Genomic DNA, 17,099 nt, shown 5'->3' with positions numbered 1-17,099 from the left:
AGGCGTTATTATGCCCGGTATAGTGCAAAAGGGCTGCACCATGATGGTTAAGTTGCACCAATATAGTGCTTTCGTGTGAACATTAAGCACCGTATTGGTGCAATTTTTTGTTGGCGGCCCTTTTAACGCTCCGTGAAAGCGATCACAAAGCAACTCTGCAATACTTGTTTGCGGAGGATGTTTGTGATCCTGTTTTGTCCTTCGATTAATACGTGTACAATAACGCGCTATTTCTAATGCCTGAGGCAAAGTTGTGATCGAAAATCTGCGTAACATCGCCATCATTGCTCACGTTGACCATGGTAAAACAACCCTGGTTGACAAGCTGCTGCAGCAATCCGGTACGTTCGACGAACGTGCTGAAACTCAAGAGCGTGTGATGGACTCCAACGATTTGGAGAAAGAGCGTGGGATTACCATCCTCGCGAAAAACACCGCTATCAAATGGAATGATTACCGTATCAACATCGTTGATACCCCTGGGCACGCCGACTTCGGTGGTGAAGTTGAGCGTGTGATGTCCATGGTCGATTCCGTGCTGCTGGTGGTTGATGCGTTTGACGGCCCGATGCCGCAAACGCGCTTCGTGACCAAAAAAGCATTTGCCCATGGCCTCAAGCCGATTGTGGTAATCAACAAAGTTGACCGTCCTGGCGCGCGTCCGGACTGGGTTGTTGATCAGGTCTTCGATCTGTTCGTTAACCTCGACGCGACCGACGAACAGCTGGACTTCCCGATCGTTTACGCTTCTGCGTTGAACGGTATCGCGGGTATGGACCATGAAGACATGGCTGAAGACATGACCCCGCTGTATCAGGCGATTGTTGACCATGTACCGGCACCGAACGTTGATCTCGACGGGACCCTGCAAATGCAGATCTCCCAGCTCGACTACAACAACTACGTTGGTGTTATCGGTATTGGTCGTATCAAACGCGGTAAAGTGAAGCCGAATCAGCAGGTTACTATCATTGATAGCGAAGGCAAAACCCGCAACGGTAAAGTCGGTAAGGTACTGACCCATCTGGGTCTGGAACGTATCGACAGCGAAATCGCTGAAGCCGGCGATATCATCGCGATCACCGGTCTGGGCGAACTGAACATCTCCGACACCATCTGCGACCCGCAGAATGTGGAAGCGCTGCCGGCGCTGTCTGTTGATGAGCCGACCGTAACTATGTTCTTCAACGTCAACACCTCTCCGTTCTGTGGTAAAGAAGGTAAGTACGTGACTTCACGTCAGATCCTTGACCGCCTGAACAAAGAGCTGGTGCATAACGTTGCGCTGCGCGTTGAAGAAACTGAAGACGCTGATGCATTCCGCGTTTCCGGTCGTGGTGAGCTGCACCTGTCTGTTCTGATCGAGAACATGCGTCGTGAAGGTTTCGAGATGGCGGTTTCCCGTCCGAAAGTTATCTTCCGTGAAATCGACGGCCGCCGTCAGGAACCGTTTGAAAACGTGACGCTGGACGTTGAAGAGCAGCACCAGGGTTCTGTCATGCAGGCGCTGGGCGAGCGTAAAGGCGACCTGAAAAACATGAATCCGGATGGCAAAGGTCGCGTACGTCTTGACTACGTGATCCCAAGCCGTGGCCTGATCGGCTTCCGCTCTGAGTTCATGACCATGACTTCCGGTACCGGTCTGCTGTACTCCACCTTCAGCCACTATGACGATGTTCGTCCGGGTGAAGTTGGTCAGCGTAACAACGGCGTACTGATCTCCAACGGTCAGGGTAAAGCGGTAGCGTTCGCGCTGTTCGGTTTGCAGGATCGCGGTAAGTTGTTCCTTGGTCACGGTGCGGAAGTTTATGAAGGCCAGATCATCGGTATTCATAGCCGTTCTAACGACCTGACGGTAAACTGCCTGACCGGTAAGAAACTGACCAACATGCGTGCGTCCGGTACGGACGAAGCAACGGTTCTGGTTCCGCCGGTTAAGATGACCCTGGAGCAGGCTCTGGAGTTTATCGATGACGACGAACTGGTAGAAGTGACCCCGCTGTCTATCCGTATTCGTAAACGTCACCTGACGGAAAACGATCGTAAACGCGCAATGCGCGGTGCAAAAGAAGAGTAATTTCTCCTCTTTTCCGTGAAAAAGCCGCTGATATTCAGCGGCTTTTTTTATGCCCGCATGTGAGACGGTAAACTATTCAATTTCACACTTTACCGCTACAGTTAACTCTCCACGGCTGGCAAGGAGAGAGAAATGCTCTATATCTTTGATTTAGGTAATGTGATTGTCGATATCGACTTTAATCGGGTGCTGGGTGCCTGGAGTGATTTCAGCCGTGTGCCGCTGGCGAATTTGAAACAGAGTTTCACCATGGGCGAGGCTTTTCATCAGCATGAGCGCGGAGAGATCAGCGACGAGGATTTTGCCAAAGCGCTGTGTGAAGAGATGGAAATGCCGCTGAGCTACGAGCAATTTTCTACCGGCTGGCAGGCGGTGTTTGTCGCTCTGCGTAGCGACGTTATCGACATCATGCACAAGTTGCGCGCGCAGGGGCATCGCGTGGTGGTTCTGTCGAATACCAACCGCCTGCATACCACTTACTGGCCGGAGCAGTATCCCGAAATCCAGGCTGCTGCCGATCATATCTATCTTTCCCAGGAAATGGGGATGCGTAAGCCCGAAGCGCGCATTTATCAGCAAGTATTATCACTTGAAGGCTTTTCTGCCGACGATGCCATCTTTTTCGATGACAATGCTGACAATATCGCTGGCGCAGAGCAACTGGGTATCACCAGTATTCTGGTAACGGGCAAAACGACGATCCCCGATTATTTCGCGAAGCAGTTATGCTAAAAAACGTTCGGCAGCATGCCAGACATCGCGCGCGCGTATTGTGGTCATGGTTAAAACTACTCTGGCAGCGCATCGATGAAGATCATATGACGACGCTGGCGGGGAATCTCGCTTACGTCTCGTTGCTCTCGCTGGTGCCGCTGATCGCCGTGATATTCGCGCTGTTTGCTGCATTTCCAATGTTTTCTGAAATCAGCATTCAGCTACGTCATTTTGTGTTTGCCAATTTTATTCCGGCAACCGGCGATGTCATTCAGAACTATATTGAGCAGTTTGTGGCGAACTCCACCAAAATGACCGCTGTCGGTGCGTGCGGGCTGATCGTCACATCACTGCTGTTGATGTACTCCATTGATACGGCGCTGAACACTATCTGGCGCAGCACGCGGGTTCGCCCGCATGTTTACTCATTTGCGGTGTACTGGATGATCCTCACGCTTGGGCCACTACTGGCAGGTGCCAGCCTTGCCATTAGTTCCTATTTGCTGTCACTGCGCTGGGCCAGTGAACTGAACAGCGTGATTGATGATGTGCTGCGGATTTTCCCGCTGATTTTATCCTGGCTCTCTTTCTGGCTGCTTTACAGCATTGTACCCACGACGCGGGTGCCTAACCGCGACGCCATTATCGGCGCCTTTGTCGCGGCACTGTTGTTCGAGTTGGGCAAGAAAGTGTTTGGCCTCTATATCACCATGTTCCCTTCCTACCAGCTTATTTATGGCGTGCTGGCTGTCATCCCGATTTTGTTCCTCTGGGTCTACTGGACCTGGTGTATCGTCTTGCTAGGTGCAGAAATAACTGTCACTCTCGGTGAATACCGAAAACTCAAAATAGCCGCACAGCAAGAAGAAGCAGACCAACCATGATTGCATTAATCCAACGTGTTTCCCGCGCAAGCGTTAGCGTGGCGGGCGAGGTGACGGGCGAAATTGGTCCGGGACTTTTAGTGTTGTTAGGGGTCGAAAGGGAAGACGATGAACAAAAAGCGAACCGCCTGTGCGAGCGAGTGCTGGGGTATCGCATTTTTAGCGACGCTGAAGGAAAAATGAATCTTAACGTCCAGCAGGCAGGTGGGAGCGTGCTGGTGGTGTCGCAATTTACGCTGGCGGCGGACACTGAACGCGGAATGCGTCCTGGGTTTTCCAGAGGCGCCGCGCCGGATAAAGCGGAAGCGCTGTATAACTACTTTGTCGAACGTTGCCGCAGCCAGCAGATGGAAACGCAAACCGGGCGATTCGCTGCCGATATGCAGGTTTCGCTGGTCAACGATGGTCCTGTCACATTCTGGTTGCAGATATGAGCCAGCTTGCGGCGTGGCCCAGAGCCACAAGAGAGAACACCGCTATGTATCACCTCCGCGTACCGCAGACTGAAGAAGAGTTAGAGCGTTATTACCAGTTCCGCTGGGAAATGCTGCGCAAACCCCTGCATCAGCCAAAAGGTTCCGAACGCGATGCATGGGATGCAATGGCGCATCACCAGATGGTGGTTGATGAAGAGGGCAATATGGTGGCGGTCGGCAGGCTGTATATCAACGCCGACAATGAAGCCTCAATTCGTTTTATGGCCGTGCACCCTTCTGTGCAGGATAAAGGGCTGGGCACGTTGATGGCGATGACGCTGGAATCCGTTGCCCGTCAGGAAGGGGTGAAGCGGGTGACCTGTAGCGCCCGCGAAGATGCCGTAGAGTTTTTTGCCAAGCTCGGGTTTATCAATGAAGGGGAGATCACCGCGCCGCAAACCACGCCGGTGCGCCATTTTTTGATGATCAAACCCGTGGCCACGCTGGACGATATTCTGCATCGCGGCGACTGGTGCGGACAGCTGCAACAAGCCTGGTACGAGCATATTCCGCTGAGCGAAAAGATGGGCGTGCGTATTCAGCAGTACACCGGGCAGAAATTTATCACTACCATGCCGGAGACCGGCAACCAGAACCCGCACCATACGCTGTTTGCCGGCAGCCTTTTTTCGCTGGCGACGTTGACTGGCTGGGGGTTGATCTGGCTGATGCTGCGCGAACGACATCTTGGCGGCACCATTATTCTGGCCGATGCACACATTCGATACAGCACGCCAATTACGGGCAAACCCAGCGCGATTGCCGATCTCGGTTCGTTAAGCGGCGATCTCGATCGCCTGGCGCGCGGGCGTAAAGCGCGCGTGCAGCTTCAGGTTGAGCTGTTTGGCGAGGGCAAGCAGGGTGCGATTTTCGAAGGGATTTACATCGTACTGCCCGCGAAACCTTTTGGCCCTTATGAAGAGGGCGGCAACGAAGAAGAGTAACCGACCGCGCGCTTGTTGACGCAGGCGCGCAGCCTTATTGCTGCTCTTCACTGCGCAAAGAAAAACCACGCGGTGGTGATGTGCCCATCCTGCACTTCATAAACCGCCATATTTTCGATGACCGATTCGCCAATGCCGTAGATTTTTTCGTGATCGAACACCTTATTGCCCATCACCGTACGCGAGAGCAGCTCTGCGCGGAGCGCCGGGTTATTAAAACGGTGCCCGGCATAGAACTCGCGTAAGGCTTCCCGCCCTTGCAGCGATGGCACTATGGAGGGCAAACGGTAGGCGGTGAAATCTTCACTAAAGCATGCGACGAACGCTTCAATATCATGGTCATTGTACGCGGCGAACTGCTGTTCTACGGGGCTTACGACAGACATCGGCTCTCCTTTGGGTTTTATGTTCTGGCCACGCGTGCGGCCACGTCTTGTATGGCATCACGGGCGCTCTGGCTGATACCGGCAAGCTGGAAGAAGCCGTGAATAACGCCGAGGTAGCGGGAACAGGTACAGGTTACGCCCTGGTCCGTCATATGCTGGTATAACGCTTCCCCTTCATCGCACAGCGGATCGAACTCTGCCGTAATAATGTGTACCGGCGGCAGACCTGCGAAATCATCGCGCCACAGCGGGCTGACATCCGACAGCAGGCGGTCTGTATCGCCAAGATACATTTCGTAGCCTGACAGCAGCGCATCACGGGTTATGACGTAATCAGAACCGTTAAAGGTATAGCTGTCGAAGTAGGCCGTGGCATCCAGCATTGGGTAGATCAACACCAGTTGCGCGGGTTGCCAGACTGCCGCTGCCTTCAATCGTAGCGCTGTGACCAGCGCCAGATGGCCGCCTGCGCTGTCGCCCGCTAGCGTAATTCGTTGCGGATCAACGTTGAGACGTTCGGCATTTTTCCATATCACCTCTGCACCCTGTAGCGCATCATCGTGCGCAGCAGGCCAGCGATGTTCCGGCGCCAGCCGATACTGCACGGCAATCACCCGACAGCCGCTGTACCACGCTAACTGACGCAACTGTTTATCATGAGTGGCAAACCCGCCGCTGATAAAGCAGCCGCCGTGGTAATAGATCAGCGCAGGCAGTTTACCGTTGGCCTCCAGCGGCGAGAACACGCGCAGCGTCACGCCTTCAAGTGTGACGTCTTCAACCCGAACGCGGGTTTCTGTTTCCCCGGCAAGCGACGCGCTGGCGATATAACCCGCGCGCCGTTCATCAATACTTCTGGCGCGCGCCGAGGGGCGCCCGGCGGCGATAAAGTCGCTCACCAACCCGGCAATGCCTTTTTCCAGTGCCATTCCGCTCACCTATATCTGTATAAATATCCAGTTTTATAGCCTGGTTTTTATGAAATGGGAACGGCTGATTTTGTGGAAAGCACAAATTTGGAAGGCTGCTCGTAAAGCCGGTTTATAACTTTTGAACCCGCTTGTTTTTGCCGAAAGTGGCGGTATGGTGTGCTGCAAAATGTACTGAAATCATTAACGTTGCGGCAGATTTCGGTGAGGAGGGCTAAATTGGGCAGGAACAGAATAGCAAGACTGATATGGAAACAATGGCAGGCCGGGTAAGCACAGCTTACCGCGACCTGTCAGGATTATTCCCCTTCGCCCGGGAAGAGGAATGGGTTGATGGAGCTACGGGCGAAACCTTCCTGCTCCATGCGGGCATCAAGCACCAGCGAAGCTAAGTCATCGGCCACCGGTTCGACGTTCGGGTCTTTTTCCTGGTACAGGATCTTCAGGTAAGTGCCGCAGTCGCCGCAGCTTTCGGCTTTAATGGCTGCCTGCTCATTATCCAGCGACCAGTAGTGCAGATCGCGGGTCTGCTCGCAGTTGCTACATTTGACGCGCACCACGTGCCATTCGGTTTCGCACAGATTGCAGTGCAGGTAACGCAACCCCTGCGTTGTGCCGATATGTACCACGCTGGAAACCGGCATGGCGCCGCAAACCGGGCAGAACTGGCGCTGTTCACCATATTCAGCACGAGCTTTTCCTGGGATCAGGCTGGCCATTTGCGCCCAGTAGAGCGACAGCGCGGCCCAGATAAACGGCGATTTATCGCTGCTCACAGCGGCGAAGTCAGCAGCAAACAGCGCGCTGGCCATTGCTTCCAGTTCCTGCGCGGAGGCCTTTTCCAGGTTCTCAATGACCGCCAGCGCCGGGCCGCTCATCTCCGGCTTCAGCTCGGCGATGAGCGAATGCAGCAGTTTGTGCCAGTGTGTATCACGCGGCAGCACGTGAATATCGAGCGGCGGTTTACCCTGTTCAGCGGCTTCTTTAATGCGCGCTGTCAGGTCGATTTGCAAGGGGTGGTCGTAAAGCACCACTTCTTGGGCATGGGCGATAAGCGCAGCAAAACGCAGGTAATCACCCAGCGGGTTACTCTCTGCAAGTTCGCGCAGACGCTCTGCGCGGCGGTTGTAGAGATTTTTCAGTCTGGGGAATAATAACGGCGGAATAACTTCCGCCGTGCGTTTATCGCTCTTCTCCAGCTCATCTTGCGGGATTATGCGAATACTCATTCAGTCGATTTTTCCGTTGTCTTGCGAACTTCCCGGTACCAGCGCGGGTGATGTTTCTTCGCCCACGAGCTGGTGACCCAGCCTTCCACCATTGCGGTTATGGTGCCTTTAACCCACAGGGCGGCGTAAATATGCACCATAATAACCACAATTAACGCGACTGCGGCAAATGAATGCACCATCAGCGCTAATCGGATTAGCGGAATAGGGAACGCTGGCGCGAAGTAAGGGCGCCAGATAACCACGCCGCTTACCAGTAGCAACACCAGGAAAATAATCGCCGCCCAGAACACGCATTTCTGACCGAAGTTATATCGCCCGGTGTCGCCCACTTCCTCATTGACGACAATCTTACGAATATTCTTCGCCCAAAAGATATCATCCCTGGTGATGAGGTTATGGTGCCAGTAGCGGAAAAACATGATGATAAACGACGCAAACATCACCACACCGACGAACGGATGGAGAATGCGCGCCAGCTGCGGCGTACCGAGAATCCCCATTAACCAGTTGAAGGAGGGGAAGAAAAACCCCAGCCCGCTCACCGCCGCCAGCACGAAGCAGAAGGCGGTGACCCAGTGGTTAATGCGCTCCGGTGCCGTGTAGCGCACGATGGTGTCACGTTTTTTCATTTGCGCACCTCGTCTTTCTCTTCATGCAGGTTATCGTCTTCCTCTTCAGCACGGTTCGGACCGACACCGACATAGTGGAAGATGCTGGCCGCGAAGGTCGCTGCAAAGCCGACCGCCGCAAGCGGTTTCCAGATGCCTTTCCAGAACTTCACGGTTGCACTGATCTGCGGGTTTTCCGGCAGGCCGTGATACAGATTCGGCTTGTCGGCGTGATGCAGCACGTACATTACATGTGTTCCGCCAACGCCCGCCGGATCGTACAGCCCGGCGTTATCGTAACCGCGGGTTTTCAGCTCCGCGACGCGTTCGCCTGCGAGGGTTTTCATATCCTCTTTGGAGCCAAAGTGGATAGCGCCGGTCGGGCAGGTTTTCACGCATGCCGGTTCCTGGCCCACGGTGACTCGGTCAACGCACAGCGTACATTTGTAGACGCGGTTGTCTTCCGGGTTCAGACGCGGCACATCGAACGGGCAGCCCGCGATGCAGTAACCGCAGCCGATGCACTGCTCAGACTGGAAGTCGACAATGCCGTTGGCATACTGAATGATAGCTCCTTCTGACGGGCATGCTTTCAGACAACCAGGATCGGCGCAGTGCATGCAGCCATCTTTACGGATCAGCCACTCCAGTTTGTCGTTCTGCTCCACTTCCGAGAAGCGCATAACCGTCCAGGATTTCGCGGTCAGATCCGCCGGGTTGTCATACACCCCGACGTTATGCCCCACTTCATCACGGATGTCGTTCCACTCGGAACAGGCCACCTGACAGGCTTTACAGCCAATACAGGTGGTGACGTCGATAAGTTTCGCCACTTCCTGCTGGTGATCCCGCGCCTGTGGCGCGGGCGTGAAGCCGTTAGTTGCGGAACGACGGATGATGTCTTGCGATTGATAAGCCATAAGTCGTCTCCGTTACACCTTTTCCACATTCACCAGGAACGCCTTGAACTCCGGCGTTTGGGTGTTCGCATCGCCGACGAACGGCGTTAACGTATTGGCGATAAAACCTTTCTTCGCCACACCTTCGTAACCCCAGTGAATAGGAATACCGATGGTATCGACATCTTTGCCGTTCACTTTCAGCGTGCGGATACGCTTGGTCACCACCGCTTTGGCTTTGATATAGCCACGGTTGGAGGAGACACGAACCGTATCACCCTGAACGATGCCCAGCTTGCCCGCCAGCTTCTCACCGATCTCCACAAACTGTTCTGGCTGCGCGATAGCGTTAAGCAGCGCGTGCTTGGTCCAGTAGTGGAAGTGCTCGGTCAGACGGTAAGTGGTGCCGACATAAGGGAATTTATCCGCTTTACCCATGGCTTCCATATCGTCTTTAAAGACGCGGGCTGCCGGGTTGGATACGACGTTCGGGTGCAGCGGGTTCGTGCCCAGCGGCGTTTCAAACGGCTCGTAGTGTTCCGGGAACGGCCCTTCCGCCATCTTATCAATAGCAAACAGGCGACCCATCCCTTCCGGCTGCATGATAAACGGCCCGACATCGCTGCCTGGCGCGGCAGCGCTGTAGTCCGGAATATCCACGCCGCCCCACTTCGCGCCGTCCCACTTCAGCAACTGACGCTTCGGATCCCACGGTTTACCCTGCGGATCGGCAGAAGCACGGTTGTAAAGAATGCGGCGGTTAAGCGGCCACGCCCACGCCCAGCCCAGCGTATTGCCAAGGCCTGACGGATCGGCGTTATCGCGACGTGCCATCTGGTTGCCATCCGGCGTCCAGCTACCGGCGAAGATCCAGCAACCGCTGGAGGTAGTGCCGTCATCGCGCAGTTGAGCAAACGAGCTAAGCTGCTGGCCTTTTTTGACGATTACTGCGCCCGTCGCCGGATCGATAATGTCTGCCAGTGCTTTACCGTTGCTCTCCATCGCCACTTCTTCCGATGCCGGTTCATGCGGGGTGGAGTAGTTCCAGGTCATATTCAGCACCGGTTCCGGGCACGCGCCACCCTCTTCGGCATACATCTTACGCAGGCGCGTAAAGATACCGGCGAGGATCTCGCCATCGGTCACAGCTTCACCCGGGCCGTCAGCGCCTTTCCAGTGCCATTGCAGCCAGCGGCCGGAGTTCACGATCGAGCCGTTCTCTTCGGCGAAGCAGGTTGAAGGCAGACGGAACACTTCGGTCTGGATTTTCGCCGGATCGACATCGTTCGACTCGCCGTGGTTTTGCCAGAAAGTCGAGGTTTCGGTGTTCAGCGGATCGATGGTCACCAGGAATTTCAGTTTCGACAGCGATGCCACAACCTTGTTCTTGTTCGGGAACGAGGCCACCGGGTTAAAGCCCTGGCACAGATAGCCGTTTACCTGGCCTTTGTACATCATGTCGAAGTACTGCAGAACGTCGTAACCTTTGTCCCACTTCGGCAACCAGTCAAAGCCCCAGCTATTTTCCGCCGTGGCTTTGTCGCCAAAGAAGGCTTTCATCATCGAAACGAAGAATTTCGGGTAGTTACCCCAGTAGTTTACCTGGCCTTCAAGCAGCGGTTTCGGCGTATTGGCGGCAAGATAGGTCTGGAGATCGGCCTGTTTCTCACTCGGCAGCGTCATATAGCCCGGCAGGCTTTGTGACAGCAAACCAAGGTCCGTCAGTCCCTGAATGTTGGAGTGACCGCGCAGGGCGTTTACGCCGCCACCAGCCATCCCCATGTTCCCCAGCAGCAGCTGGATCATCGCCATGGTGCGAATGTTTTGCGCACCGACAGAGTGCTGCGTCCAGCCCAGCGCATAGAGGAACGAGGCCGTTTTATCATGCACACTGGTTTCGGCGATGTATTCGCACACCTTCAGGAAATCCGCTTTTGGCGTCCCGCAGATGTTTTCAACCACGTCCGGCGTATAGCGAGAAACGTGCTGTTTCAGCAGGTTCCATACGCAGCGCGGATGGGTGAGCGTGGTATCGCGTTTGGCGAAACCTTTCTCATCCAGTTCGTAGTTCCAGCTGGTTTTGTCGTATTTACGTTTATCCGCGTCATAGCCGGTAAACAGGCCATCTTCGAAACCATAATCTTCCCGCACGATCAGGCTGGCGTTGGTATAGGCTTCGGTATATTCGCGGTTATATTTTTCGTTGGTCATCAGGTACAGCAACACGCCTGACAGGAAGGCAATGTCAGTACCGGAACGAATCGGCGTATAGAAATCCGCAACAGAGGCGGTACGCGTAAAGCGCGGATCGATAACAATCAGCTTCGCGCCATTATGGATCTTGGCTTCCATCGCCCAGCGGAATCCCACCGGATGTGCTTCAGCCGCGTTCCCACCCATCACAATGATAAGGTTGGCGTTCTTCATGTCGACCCAGTGGTTGGTCATCGCACCGCGACCAAATGTTGGAGCAAGACTTGCTACCGTTGGTCCGTGTCAGACACGCGCCTGGTTGTCGACGGCTAACATGCCGAGTGCGCGGGTGAATTTTTGCGTTAAATAGCCAGTTTCATTGCTGGACGCGGATGCGCACAGCATCCCGGTGCTCAGCCAGCGGTTGACGGTGGTGCCTGCGGCATTTTGCGCGATAAAGTTGGCGTCGCGGTCGGCTTTAATCAGCTTCGCGATGCGGTCAAACGCATCATCCCACGTGATGCGCTGCCATTTATCAGAGCCTGGCGCACGGTATTCCGGGTATTTCAGGCGGCTTTCCGAGTGGATGAAATCCACCAGACCTGCGCCTTTCGGGCACAGCGCGCCACGGTTTACCGGATGATCCGGGTCACCCTCGATATGAAAGATTGACGCTTTGGCGTTCTTGGCACCGTCGCCGAGGCTGTACATCAACAGCCCACAGCCGACGGAACAATATGTGCAGGTATTACGGGTTTCACGGGTGCGCAGCAGCTTATACTGCCGTGTTTCCGCAAGTGCGATATTGGGGGCAAAGCCCAATGCCGCAGCCGTTGTTCCTGCCATACCGCCAGCGCAGATCTTAAAGAACTGCCTTCTGCTGACCTGCATGGTTTGCTCCTGGTTCGACATTACTCTTATCGTTTTTTCTTTGCGGTGGTTTTCGCAAAGGTTCAGAATTGCTGGTAATCCCTCATCCTGGGGGGATTAGCAACGAAGATTACTACAATATAGGTAGGTCAATTCTGTCGTAAGTCCTCAGAATCGCTGCTATTCCCTCTTTTCCCCAAGGGATATACGCGAAGAATACCATATTGTTGGTACGCTTGTTTGATAACGGTTAAGACAAAGTGAACGATTTGCACCCTAAAAAGCACGAAAATGCAACATCCGTCACAGGGGCCCGCGAGGTTTCCCTGTGGAAACGCGCCGATTTACAGCAGACGCAGCCGGATATGCTGGCGGAAGAAGTTCCTGTCGCGCTGGTCTACAACGGCATCTCCCATGTAGTGATGATGGCCTCGCCAAAAGATCTCGAATGGTTCGCGATTGGCTTCTCCTTATCCGAAGGGATTATCGAAAACCCGGCGGAAATTTACGGCATGGATGTGGTGCCTTCATGTAACGGTCTCGAAGTGCAAATCGAACTCTCCAGCCGCCGTTTTATGGGGTTAAAAGAGCGGCGGCGCGCGCTGGCCGGGCGAACCGGCTGTGGCGTGTGCGGTGTGGAGCAGCTCAACGATATCGGCAAGCCGATAGCGCCGCTGCCGTTCACGCAGCGCTTTGATTTGGCGTTACTGGATAACGCACTGGCGCATTTAACCGATTTTCAGCCGGTCGGGCAGTTAACCGGTTGTACGCATGCGGCCGCGTGGATGTTGCCATCCGGCGAACTGACGGGCGGCCATGAAGATGTCGGGCGTCATGTAGCGCTGGATAAGCTGCTTGGCCATCGCGCGCGTGAAGGTGAAGCGTGGGCGCAAGGAGCGGTGCTGGTGTCCAGCCGCGCCAGCTATGAAATGGTGCAAAAATCGGCGATGTGCGGCGTTGAAATTCTGTTTGCGGTATCGGCGGCGACAACGCTGGCCGTGGAAGTGGCGGAACGCTGCAACCTGACGCTGGTCGGTTTTTGTAAGCCGGGCAGGGCGACGATCTATACCCATCCACAGCGGTTAATTGTTAATCAGTAATTTTGAATGATGAGAGCAAATCCTTCCGCTTTTTGTTGTGAGTGAACAGGTCTAGTATTTATTTCATCGAGGCACGGTGCCTCACTCCAACAAATTAACGTAAGGGTTTATATCATGAAAAGCATCAAAACTTTTGTCGCTGTTATCGCTCTGTCTGCTTCTTTCGGTTCTTTCGCTGCCCAGTCTGTAAGCGTAACTGACACCACTCTCAGCGGTGCAGAAGCACAAATCGCCGCTCAGACTCAGCAGGCAGGCGCTTCTTCTTACCACATCACCGAAGCGTACAACGGCAACCAGGTTCATATGACTGCCGAACTGACCAAATAAATTGCAATATTGTCGAAAGAGCGCCTGCGGGCGCTTTTTTTTTAATGCATTCCCGCCAGGCGCAACAGCGCCGTCACCACGGCCGCCGAGATGATCACCACAATGAGCGGCATCTTTCGCCAGGCCAGGAAAAGGGCAAACACCACGCCCAGCACACGTGCCATTCCGGCAAAATGATCCCCTTCGTAGAGCATGGCCGCCAGCGCGACCGCGAATAACAACGTCGTTGCTGCGTCGGAAAGTAGTGCCTGTGAGTGCTCTGAGAGCGCCAGCCTGCTGCCGGGTTTTGCGCCGCCGAAGCGCATCAAATAAGTGCCAACGGAAAGAACCGCGATGCCGCCGATAATTAAGGAAACGCTGACCATTATTTCTTCCTCGTCAGTAAACCCAGTAAAGAGAGCAGCACCGGTAAGCCAACCGGGGCGAAGGGAACGGTTGCCAGTGATAACAGCGCACCGCTGGAAGCGCGGATCAGCGTGGTGCGTTTTTTCAGCGCCGGTAACACCAGCGCCAGCAGGATCGCCGGGAATACTGCGTCGAGCCCGATGGTTTCCGGTGCCGGTAACAGCGTACCGACCGCCGCGCCGATCAGCACACCCGCAGGCCACAGCAGCGCGACGCCCAATCCGCACAACCAGTAAGCGGCTTTACGCTGTTCCGGCGTAGGCTGCGACAAACCGAACACCACGCTTTCGTCATTCATAATGTGGCAGCCGAGAAAACCCGCCGCCCGCTGACCGACCAGTTCACGCACCGTGACGCCAAAAGGTATGTGTCGGGCATTAACCAGTAAGCCAGCAATGGCGGCTGCCAGTGGATTACCACCGCTGGCAACAATGCCGATAAACATAAACTCGCTGGCACCCGCCAGTACCAGCGTGGAGAGCGCAAGCGGTACCCACAAGGGAAAGCCGTACGCCATGGCCAGCGATCCGTAGGAGACGCCGACGACGCCGACCGCCAGGCAAACAAGGAATATTGCTTTGATGGTATCGCCTTTTAGCGATGCGAAGTGTTGTGTAAACATCTCATTTTAGCCATATCGAACGTTTATCCATTATAATGAACACATCTGAATCGTTTTTCAATAAGAACGATTCGTTCGATTAAATGAACGTTTGGGGTCGTGTATGACACAACCAATTAGCATCATAGCCAAAAGTCTGGTGCGCGAGCGTCAGCGAACCGGCCTTTCGCTGGCAGAAATTGCCCGCCGCGCCGGGATCGCCAAATCCACGCTGTCTCAACTGGAAGCCGGGAATGGCAATCCCAGCCTGGAAACCTTGTGGGCGTTGTGCGTGGCGCTGGATATCCCCTTTGCCCGACTGCTGGAACCGCAAAGCCCGAAAACACAGGTGATTCGCCGCGGTGAAGGCACCAAAGTGATTGCTGAACAGGCTAATTATCAGGCGATTTTACTGGCTGCCTGCCCGCCAGGCGCGCGGCGCGATATCTACCTGCTGCTGACGCAGCCGGGCGCGGACCGTATTTCGCATCCTCATCCGCAGGGTTCTGTCGAGCATATTATCGTGACGCAGGGGCGCGCGCTGGTGGGGCTAACCGAAGCACCAGAGGAGTTAGGTGAAGGGGATTACATCTGCTACCCGGCGGATCAGGAGCATATTTTTAAAGCGCTGGAACCTGATACACAGGCTATTTTAGTGGCAGAGCAGAGTTAATTATATATTCTGATCCTAAAGGATTTCTTATATCGGGAAGGAGATGTACGCATTAATGCTAACAATCCTTCCTGTTCTTAATAATCTATTTCTGGCATGTTTTTGTGGGCGCGTGACAACGTCTTTTAATATAGATGTATTCCTAATATTTTATTCTATATTTTTGTTTTTATGCGGATGCGCATACACCTCTTACCACTTTAACTCTTTGTTGTAATGATGTTTTTGTTTTTAAATTGTTATTGATGTGAATAATATTCCTTGTTTTATTTTCTGAGTGGATGCTAATTCAATTATTGTTTTAATTTTGCTTTTTTATCTGCATTTACAGCATATGGTTGCAGGTGTATTTTTGTTTTCGGATTTAAGACGTTTACCGCCTGGTAAATCATCTTGATATGGAATGTCAATTTTGAATTAAGGTTTTTTATGAATCGTATGAAAGCTATTTGTGCGGCAACCGCTGTTTTTGCTTTTGGTGTAAGTACTGCTTCTTTTGCTGCAATGTCAAATAATACTGTGCGTTTTATGGGTGAAGTAAGTGAACAAACCTGTAATATTACTGTAAATGGCAGCAGCTCTGCTCCGGTTATTCTTCTGCCGACCGCTGCAAAAGCGCAATTGGCTAATGCAGGAGATACTACCGGTGAAACTCCATTCACTGTAATGCTGTCTGGTTGCGGAGCGCAAACCTCTAACGCAAGCGTTCTTTTTGTTGCTAATGATGTTGATGGTATGAATTTGAAAAATACTGCGACAACTTCTCCGGCATCAAATGTTGCGATCCAATTAATGGAAGGCACTACCGCACTGGATTTTGTGGGAAATAAAGCCCAGACCGCCTCCCAGTCTGTTGGTGGCGCGAATACCAGCGCAACCTACGACCTGACTGCGCGTTATTTTGCAACCGGTGTATCTACGGCGGGTACTGTAGAAGCGCAGGTGCAGTTTGCCGTAACTTACATGTAACACCCTCTAAGGCGCTGCTTCATGCAGCGCTTTTTATGGAGTTAAAATGAGCATGTCAAAACATAAATTATTCTCTGCTTTTTTCTCTGTCTTCCTGTTCTCTTCAGTTATTGGCAATGCTTCTGCCAGCGTGACGATGCTCGGAACTCGTATTATTTACGAAGCAGATATTAAAGAAAAATCTCTTGATTTCACTAATGCTGGCGACACCCCTTTTTTAGTGCAAGTGTGGACTGACAAAAATAATCCAAATTCAACAGCAGCAACGGCAGACGCACCTTTTATCGCAATGCCCTCTATTTTCCGCGTTAATCCGCACGCGCAGCATAGCCTGCGGCTGAAATTTACGGGAATAGCGCTGCCACAGGACAGAGAATCTCTTTTCTGGTTGAATTTCCTGCAATACCCCGCAAAAAGTGCCGCTGCACAGGGTAAAAACTCTTTAATCATGCTGGTAAAAAGCCGGATGAAAATATTTTACCGGCCTGCCGGTCTCGTTGGTGATGCAAATAAATCACTCGATAAGTTGAATGTCAGCCTGCATGCTCAAAAGATTGATATTAAAAATACCAGCCCGTGGCATATATCCGTTGTTAGTGCTTTTATAGACAATGGAAAGAAAAATATAGCGGTTAAGTCGACGGGAATGATTGCGCCATATTCTTCTGCTCAATGGGTATTGCCGAAAGGCACAGGTGATAAATTAACAATTAATGCAATAAATGATTACGGCGGCGTATTTAGCAAGACCTATTCATTGGTTCGGTAAAACTTCTGCTTGATGATATAAATATATTGCTCAACTCTGGTGA

At 53.2% G+C, this 17,099-nt stretch carries 18 protein-coding genes; 10 read left to right on the top strand and 8 right to left on the bottom strand.

The window, feature by feature from the left end:
• The first annotated feature begins 253 nt into the window (after window positions 1-253).
• The 5 genes from typA to fabY all read left to right on the top strand — a co-directional run bounded on the left by typA (window position 254) and on the right by fabY (window position 5,095).
• Entirely contained in the window at window positions 254-2,077 is a 1,824-nt protein-coding gene (gene typA, locus CWM66_RS25045) for a ribosome-dependent GTPase TypA (protein ID WP_007369333.1), read from the top strand.
• 132 nt (window positions 2,078-2,209) lie between these two features.
• Window positions 2,210-2,809, top strand: coding sequence for a glucose-1-phosphatase (gene yihX, locus CWM66_RS25040; protein WP_007369332.1), 600 nt, complete (start codon window positions 2,210-2,212; stop codon window positions 2,807-2,809).
• The gene (locus CWM66_RS25035) at window positions 2,803-3,675 is read left to right on the top strand and encodes a virulence factor BrkB family protein (protein WP_007369331.1); all 873 of its coding nucleotides are present in this window, start codon (window positions 2,803-2,805) and stop codon (window positions 3,673-3,675) included. Before yihX ends, CWM66_RS25035 begins: the two co-directional genes overlap by 7 nt.
• On the top strand, window positions 3,672-4,109 hold the full coding sequence (dtd, locus tag CWM66_RS25030; protein ID WP_007369330.1) for a D-aminoacyl-tRNA deacylase: 438 nt from the start codon (window positions 3,672-3,674) through the stop codon (window positions 4,107-4,109). Before CWM66_RS25035 ends, dtd begins: the two co-directional genes overlap by 4 nt.
• Before the next feature lie 44 nt (window positions 4,110-4,153).
• Window positions 4,154-5,095, top strand: a complete 942-nt coding sequence (gene fabY / locus CWM66_RS25025; protein WP_007369329.1) for a fatty acid biosynthesis protein FabY — start codon at window positions 4,154-4,156, stop codon at window positions 5,093-5,095.
• A gap of 47 nt (window positions 5,096-5,142) precedes the next feature.
• Here the strand turns inward: fabY and CWM66_RS25020 are convergent, their stop codons facing one another.
• The 6 genes from CWM66_RS25020 to fdnG form a co-directional block, all read right to left on the bottom strand.
• Window positions 5,143-5,481, bottom strand: a complete 339-nt coding sequence (locus tag CWM66_RS25020; RefSeq protein WP_072441471.1) for a nuclear transport factor 2 family protein — start codon at window positions 5,479-5,481, stop codon at window positions 5,143-5,145.
• Window positions 5,482-5,498: 17 nt separating this feature from the next.
• Window positions 5,499-6,410 (bottom strand): alpha/beta hydrolase, encoded by a 912-nt coding sequence (locus CWM66_RS25015; RefSeq protein WP_071921747.1) that lies wholly within the window; start codon window positions 6,408-6,410, stop codon window positions 5,499-5,501.
• Window positions 6,411-6,709: 299 nt separating this feature from the next.
• The gene (gene fdhE, locus CWM66_RS25010) at window positions 6,710-7,639 is read right to left on the bottom strand and encodes a formate dehydrogenase accessory protein FdhE (RefSeq protein WP_007369326.1); all 930 of its coding nucleotides are present in this window, start codon (window positions 7,637-7,639) and stop codon (window positions 6,710-6,712) included.
• Complete coding sequence (gene fdoI / locus CWM66_RS25005; protein ID WP_007369325.1) at window positions 7,636-8,271, bottom strand: formate dehydrogenase cytochrome b556 subunit; 636 nt, start codon at window positions 8,269-8,271, stop codon at window positions 7,636-7,638. Before fdoI ends, fdhE begins: the two co-directional genes overlap by 4 nt.
• On the bottom strand, window positions 8,268-9,170 hold the full coding sequence (gene fdxH / locus CWM66_RS25000) for a formate dehydrogenase subunit beta (protein ID WP_035890345.1): 903 nt from the start codon (window positions 9,168-9,170) through the stop codon (window positions 8,268-8,270). The genes fdoI and fdxH overlap by 4 nt, the downstream gene beginning before the upstream one ends.
• A 12-nt stretch (window positions 9,171-9,182) precedes the next feature.
• On the bottom strand, window positions 9,183-12,233 hold the full coding sequence (fdnG, locus tag CWM66_RS24995; protein WP_139201295.1) for a formate dehydrogenase-N subunit alpha: 3,051 nt from the start codon (window positions 12,231-12,233) through the stop codon (window positions 9,183-9,185).
• Between the two features lie 239 nt (window positions 12,234-12,472).
• On the opposite strand from fdnG, the gene fdhD reads away from it, so the two are divergent.
• Together fdhD and CWM66_RS24980 are read left to right on the top strand one after the other, a co-directional pair.
• Window positions 12,473-13,312, top strand: a complete 840-nt coding sequence (gene fdhD, locus CWM66_RS24985; protein ID WP_107147527.1) for a formate dehydrogenase accessory sulfurtransferase FdhD — start codon at window positions 12,473-12,475, stop codon at window positions 13,310-13,312.
• 114 nt (window positions 13,313-13,426) lie between these two features.
• Window positions 13,427-13,639: a YdgH/BhsA/McbA-like domain containing protein gene (locus tag CWM66_RS24980; RefSeq protein ID WP_107147525.1), complete on the top strand. Its 213-nt coding sequence runs from the start codon at window positions 13,427-13,429 to the stop codon at window positions 13,637-13,639.
• Between the two features lie 41 nt (window positions 13,640-13,680).
• Here CWM66_RS24980 and CWM66_RS24975 read toward each other — a convergent pair whose 3' ends face one another.
• Window positions 13,681-14,004 (bottom strand): AzlD domain-containing protein, encoded by a 324-nt coding sequence (locus tag CWM66_RS24975; RefSeq protein ID WP_107147523.1) that lies wholly within the window; start codon window positions 14,002-14,004, stop codon window positions 13,681-13,683.
• A complete protein-coding gene (locus CWM66_RS24970) occupies window positions 14,004-14,666 on the bottom strand; it encodes an AzlC family ABC transporter permease (RefSeq protein WP_035889098.1) in 663 nt (220 codons plus the stop codon). Before CWM66_RS24970 ends, CWM66_RS24975 begins: the two co-directional genes overlap by 1 nt.
• Before the next feature lie 103 nt (window positions 14,667-14,769).
• Here CWM66_RS24970 and CWM66_RS24965 point away from each other — a divergent pair, with 103 nt between their 5' ends.
• From CWM66_RS24965 to CWM66_RS24955, 3 genes are all read left to right on the top strand, one after another.
• Window positions 14,770-15,318 (top strand): helix-turn-helix domain-containing protein, encoded by a 549-nt coding sequence (locus CWM66_RS24965; protein WP_007369317.1) that lies wholly within the window; start codon window positions 14,770-14,772, stop codon window positions 15,316-15,318.
• Window positions 15,319-15,747: 429 nt separating this feature from the next.
• The gene (locus CWM66_RS24960; protein ID WP_051644045.1) at window positions 15,748-16,287 is read left to right on the top strand and encodes a fimbrial protein; all 540 of its coding nucleotides are present in this window, start codon (window positions 15,748-15,750) and stop codon (window positions 16,285-16,287) included.
• A 46-nt stretch (window positions 16,288-16,333) separates the two neighbouring features.
• Window positions 16,334-17,056 carry a molecular chaperone gene (locus tag CWM66_RS24955; protein ID WP_107147521.1) on the top strand — a complete coding sequence of 241 codons (723 nt, stop codon included), beginning with the start codon at window positions 16,334-16,336 and terminating at the stop codon, window positions 17,054-17,056.
• Window positions 17,057-17,099 lie beyond the last annotated feature (43 nt).

The organism is Kosakonia sp. H7A, from assembly GCF_003028445.1.
Taxonomy (GTDB): domain Bacteria; phylum Pseudomonadota; class Gammaproteobacteria; order Enterobacterales; family Enterobacteriaceae; genus Kosakonia; species Kosakonia radicincitans.
The sequence above is the reverse complement of the archived record's forward strand: the minus strand, read 5'-3'. Positions and strand labels throughout refer to the sequence as shown.

What these genes read in the sequence shown, in the direction of transcription:
- yihX (WP_007369332.1), top strand. Translation starts at nt 2,210, where the DNA reads ATGCTCTATATCTTTGATTTAGGTAATGTGATTGTCGATATCGACTTT.
- CWM66_RS25035 (WP_007369331.1), top strand. Translation starts at nt 2,803, where the DNA reads ATGCTAAAAAACGTTCGGCAGCATGCCAGACATCGCGCGCGCGTATTG.
- dtd (WP_007369330.1), top strand. Translation starts at nt 3,672, where the DNA reads ATGATTGCATTAATCCAACGTGTTTCCCGCGCAAGCGTTAGCGTGGCG.
- fabY (WP_007369329.1), top strand. Translation starts at nt 4,154, where the DNA reads ATGTATCACCTCCGCGTACCGCAGACTGAAGAAGAGTTAGAGCGTTAT.
- CWM66_RS25020 (WP_072441471.1), bottom strand. Translation starts at nt 5,481, where the DNA reads ATGTCTGTCGTAAGCCCCGTAGAACAGCAGTTCGCCGCGTACAATGAC.
- CWM66_RS25015 (WP_071921747.1), bottom strand. Translation starts at nt 6,410, where the DNA reads ATGGCACTGGAAAAAGGCATTGCCGGGTTGGTGAGCGACTTTATCGCC.
- fdhE (WP_007369326.1), bottom strand. Translation starts at nt 7,639, where the DNA reads ATGAGTATTCGCATAATCCCGCAAGATGAGCTGGAGAAGAGCGATAAA.
- fdoI (WP_007369325.1), bottom strand. Translation starts at nt 8,271, where the DNA reads ATGAAAAAACGTGACACCATCGTGCGCTACACGGCACCGGAGCGCATT.
- fdxH (WP_035890345.1), bottom strand. Translation starts at nt 9,170, where the DNA reads ATGGCTTATCAATCGCAAGACATCATCCGTCGTTCCGCAACTAACGGC.
- CWM66_RS24980 (WP_107147525.1), top strand. Translation starts at nt 13,427, where the DNA reads ATGAAAAGCATCAAAACTTTTGTCGCTGTTATCGCTCTGTCTGCTTCT.
- CWM66_RS24975 (WP_107147523.1), bottom strand. Translation starts at nt 14,004, where the DNA reads ATGGTCAGCGTTTCCTTAATTATCGGCGGCATCGCGGTTCTTTCCGTT.
- CWM66_RS24970 (WP_035889098.1), bottom strand. Translation starts at nt 14,666, where the DNA reads ATGTTTACACAACACTTCGCATCGCTAAAAGGCGATACCATCAAAGCA.
- CWM66_RS24965 (WP_007369317.1), top strand. Translation starts at nt 14,770, where the DNA reads ATGACACAACCAATTAGCATCATAGCCAAAAGTCTGGTGCGCGAGCGT.
- CWM66_RS24960 (WP_051644045.1), top strand. Translation starts at nt 15,748, where the DNA reads ATGAATCGTATGAAAGCTATTTGTGCGGCAACCGCTGTTTTTGCTTTT.
- CWM66_RS24955 (WP_107147521.1), top strand. Translation starts at nt 16,334, where the DNA reads ATGAGCATGTCAAAACATAAATTATTCTCTGCTTTTTTCTCTGTCTTC.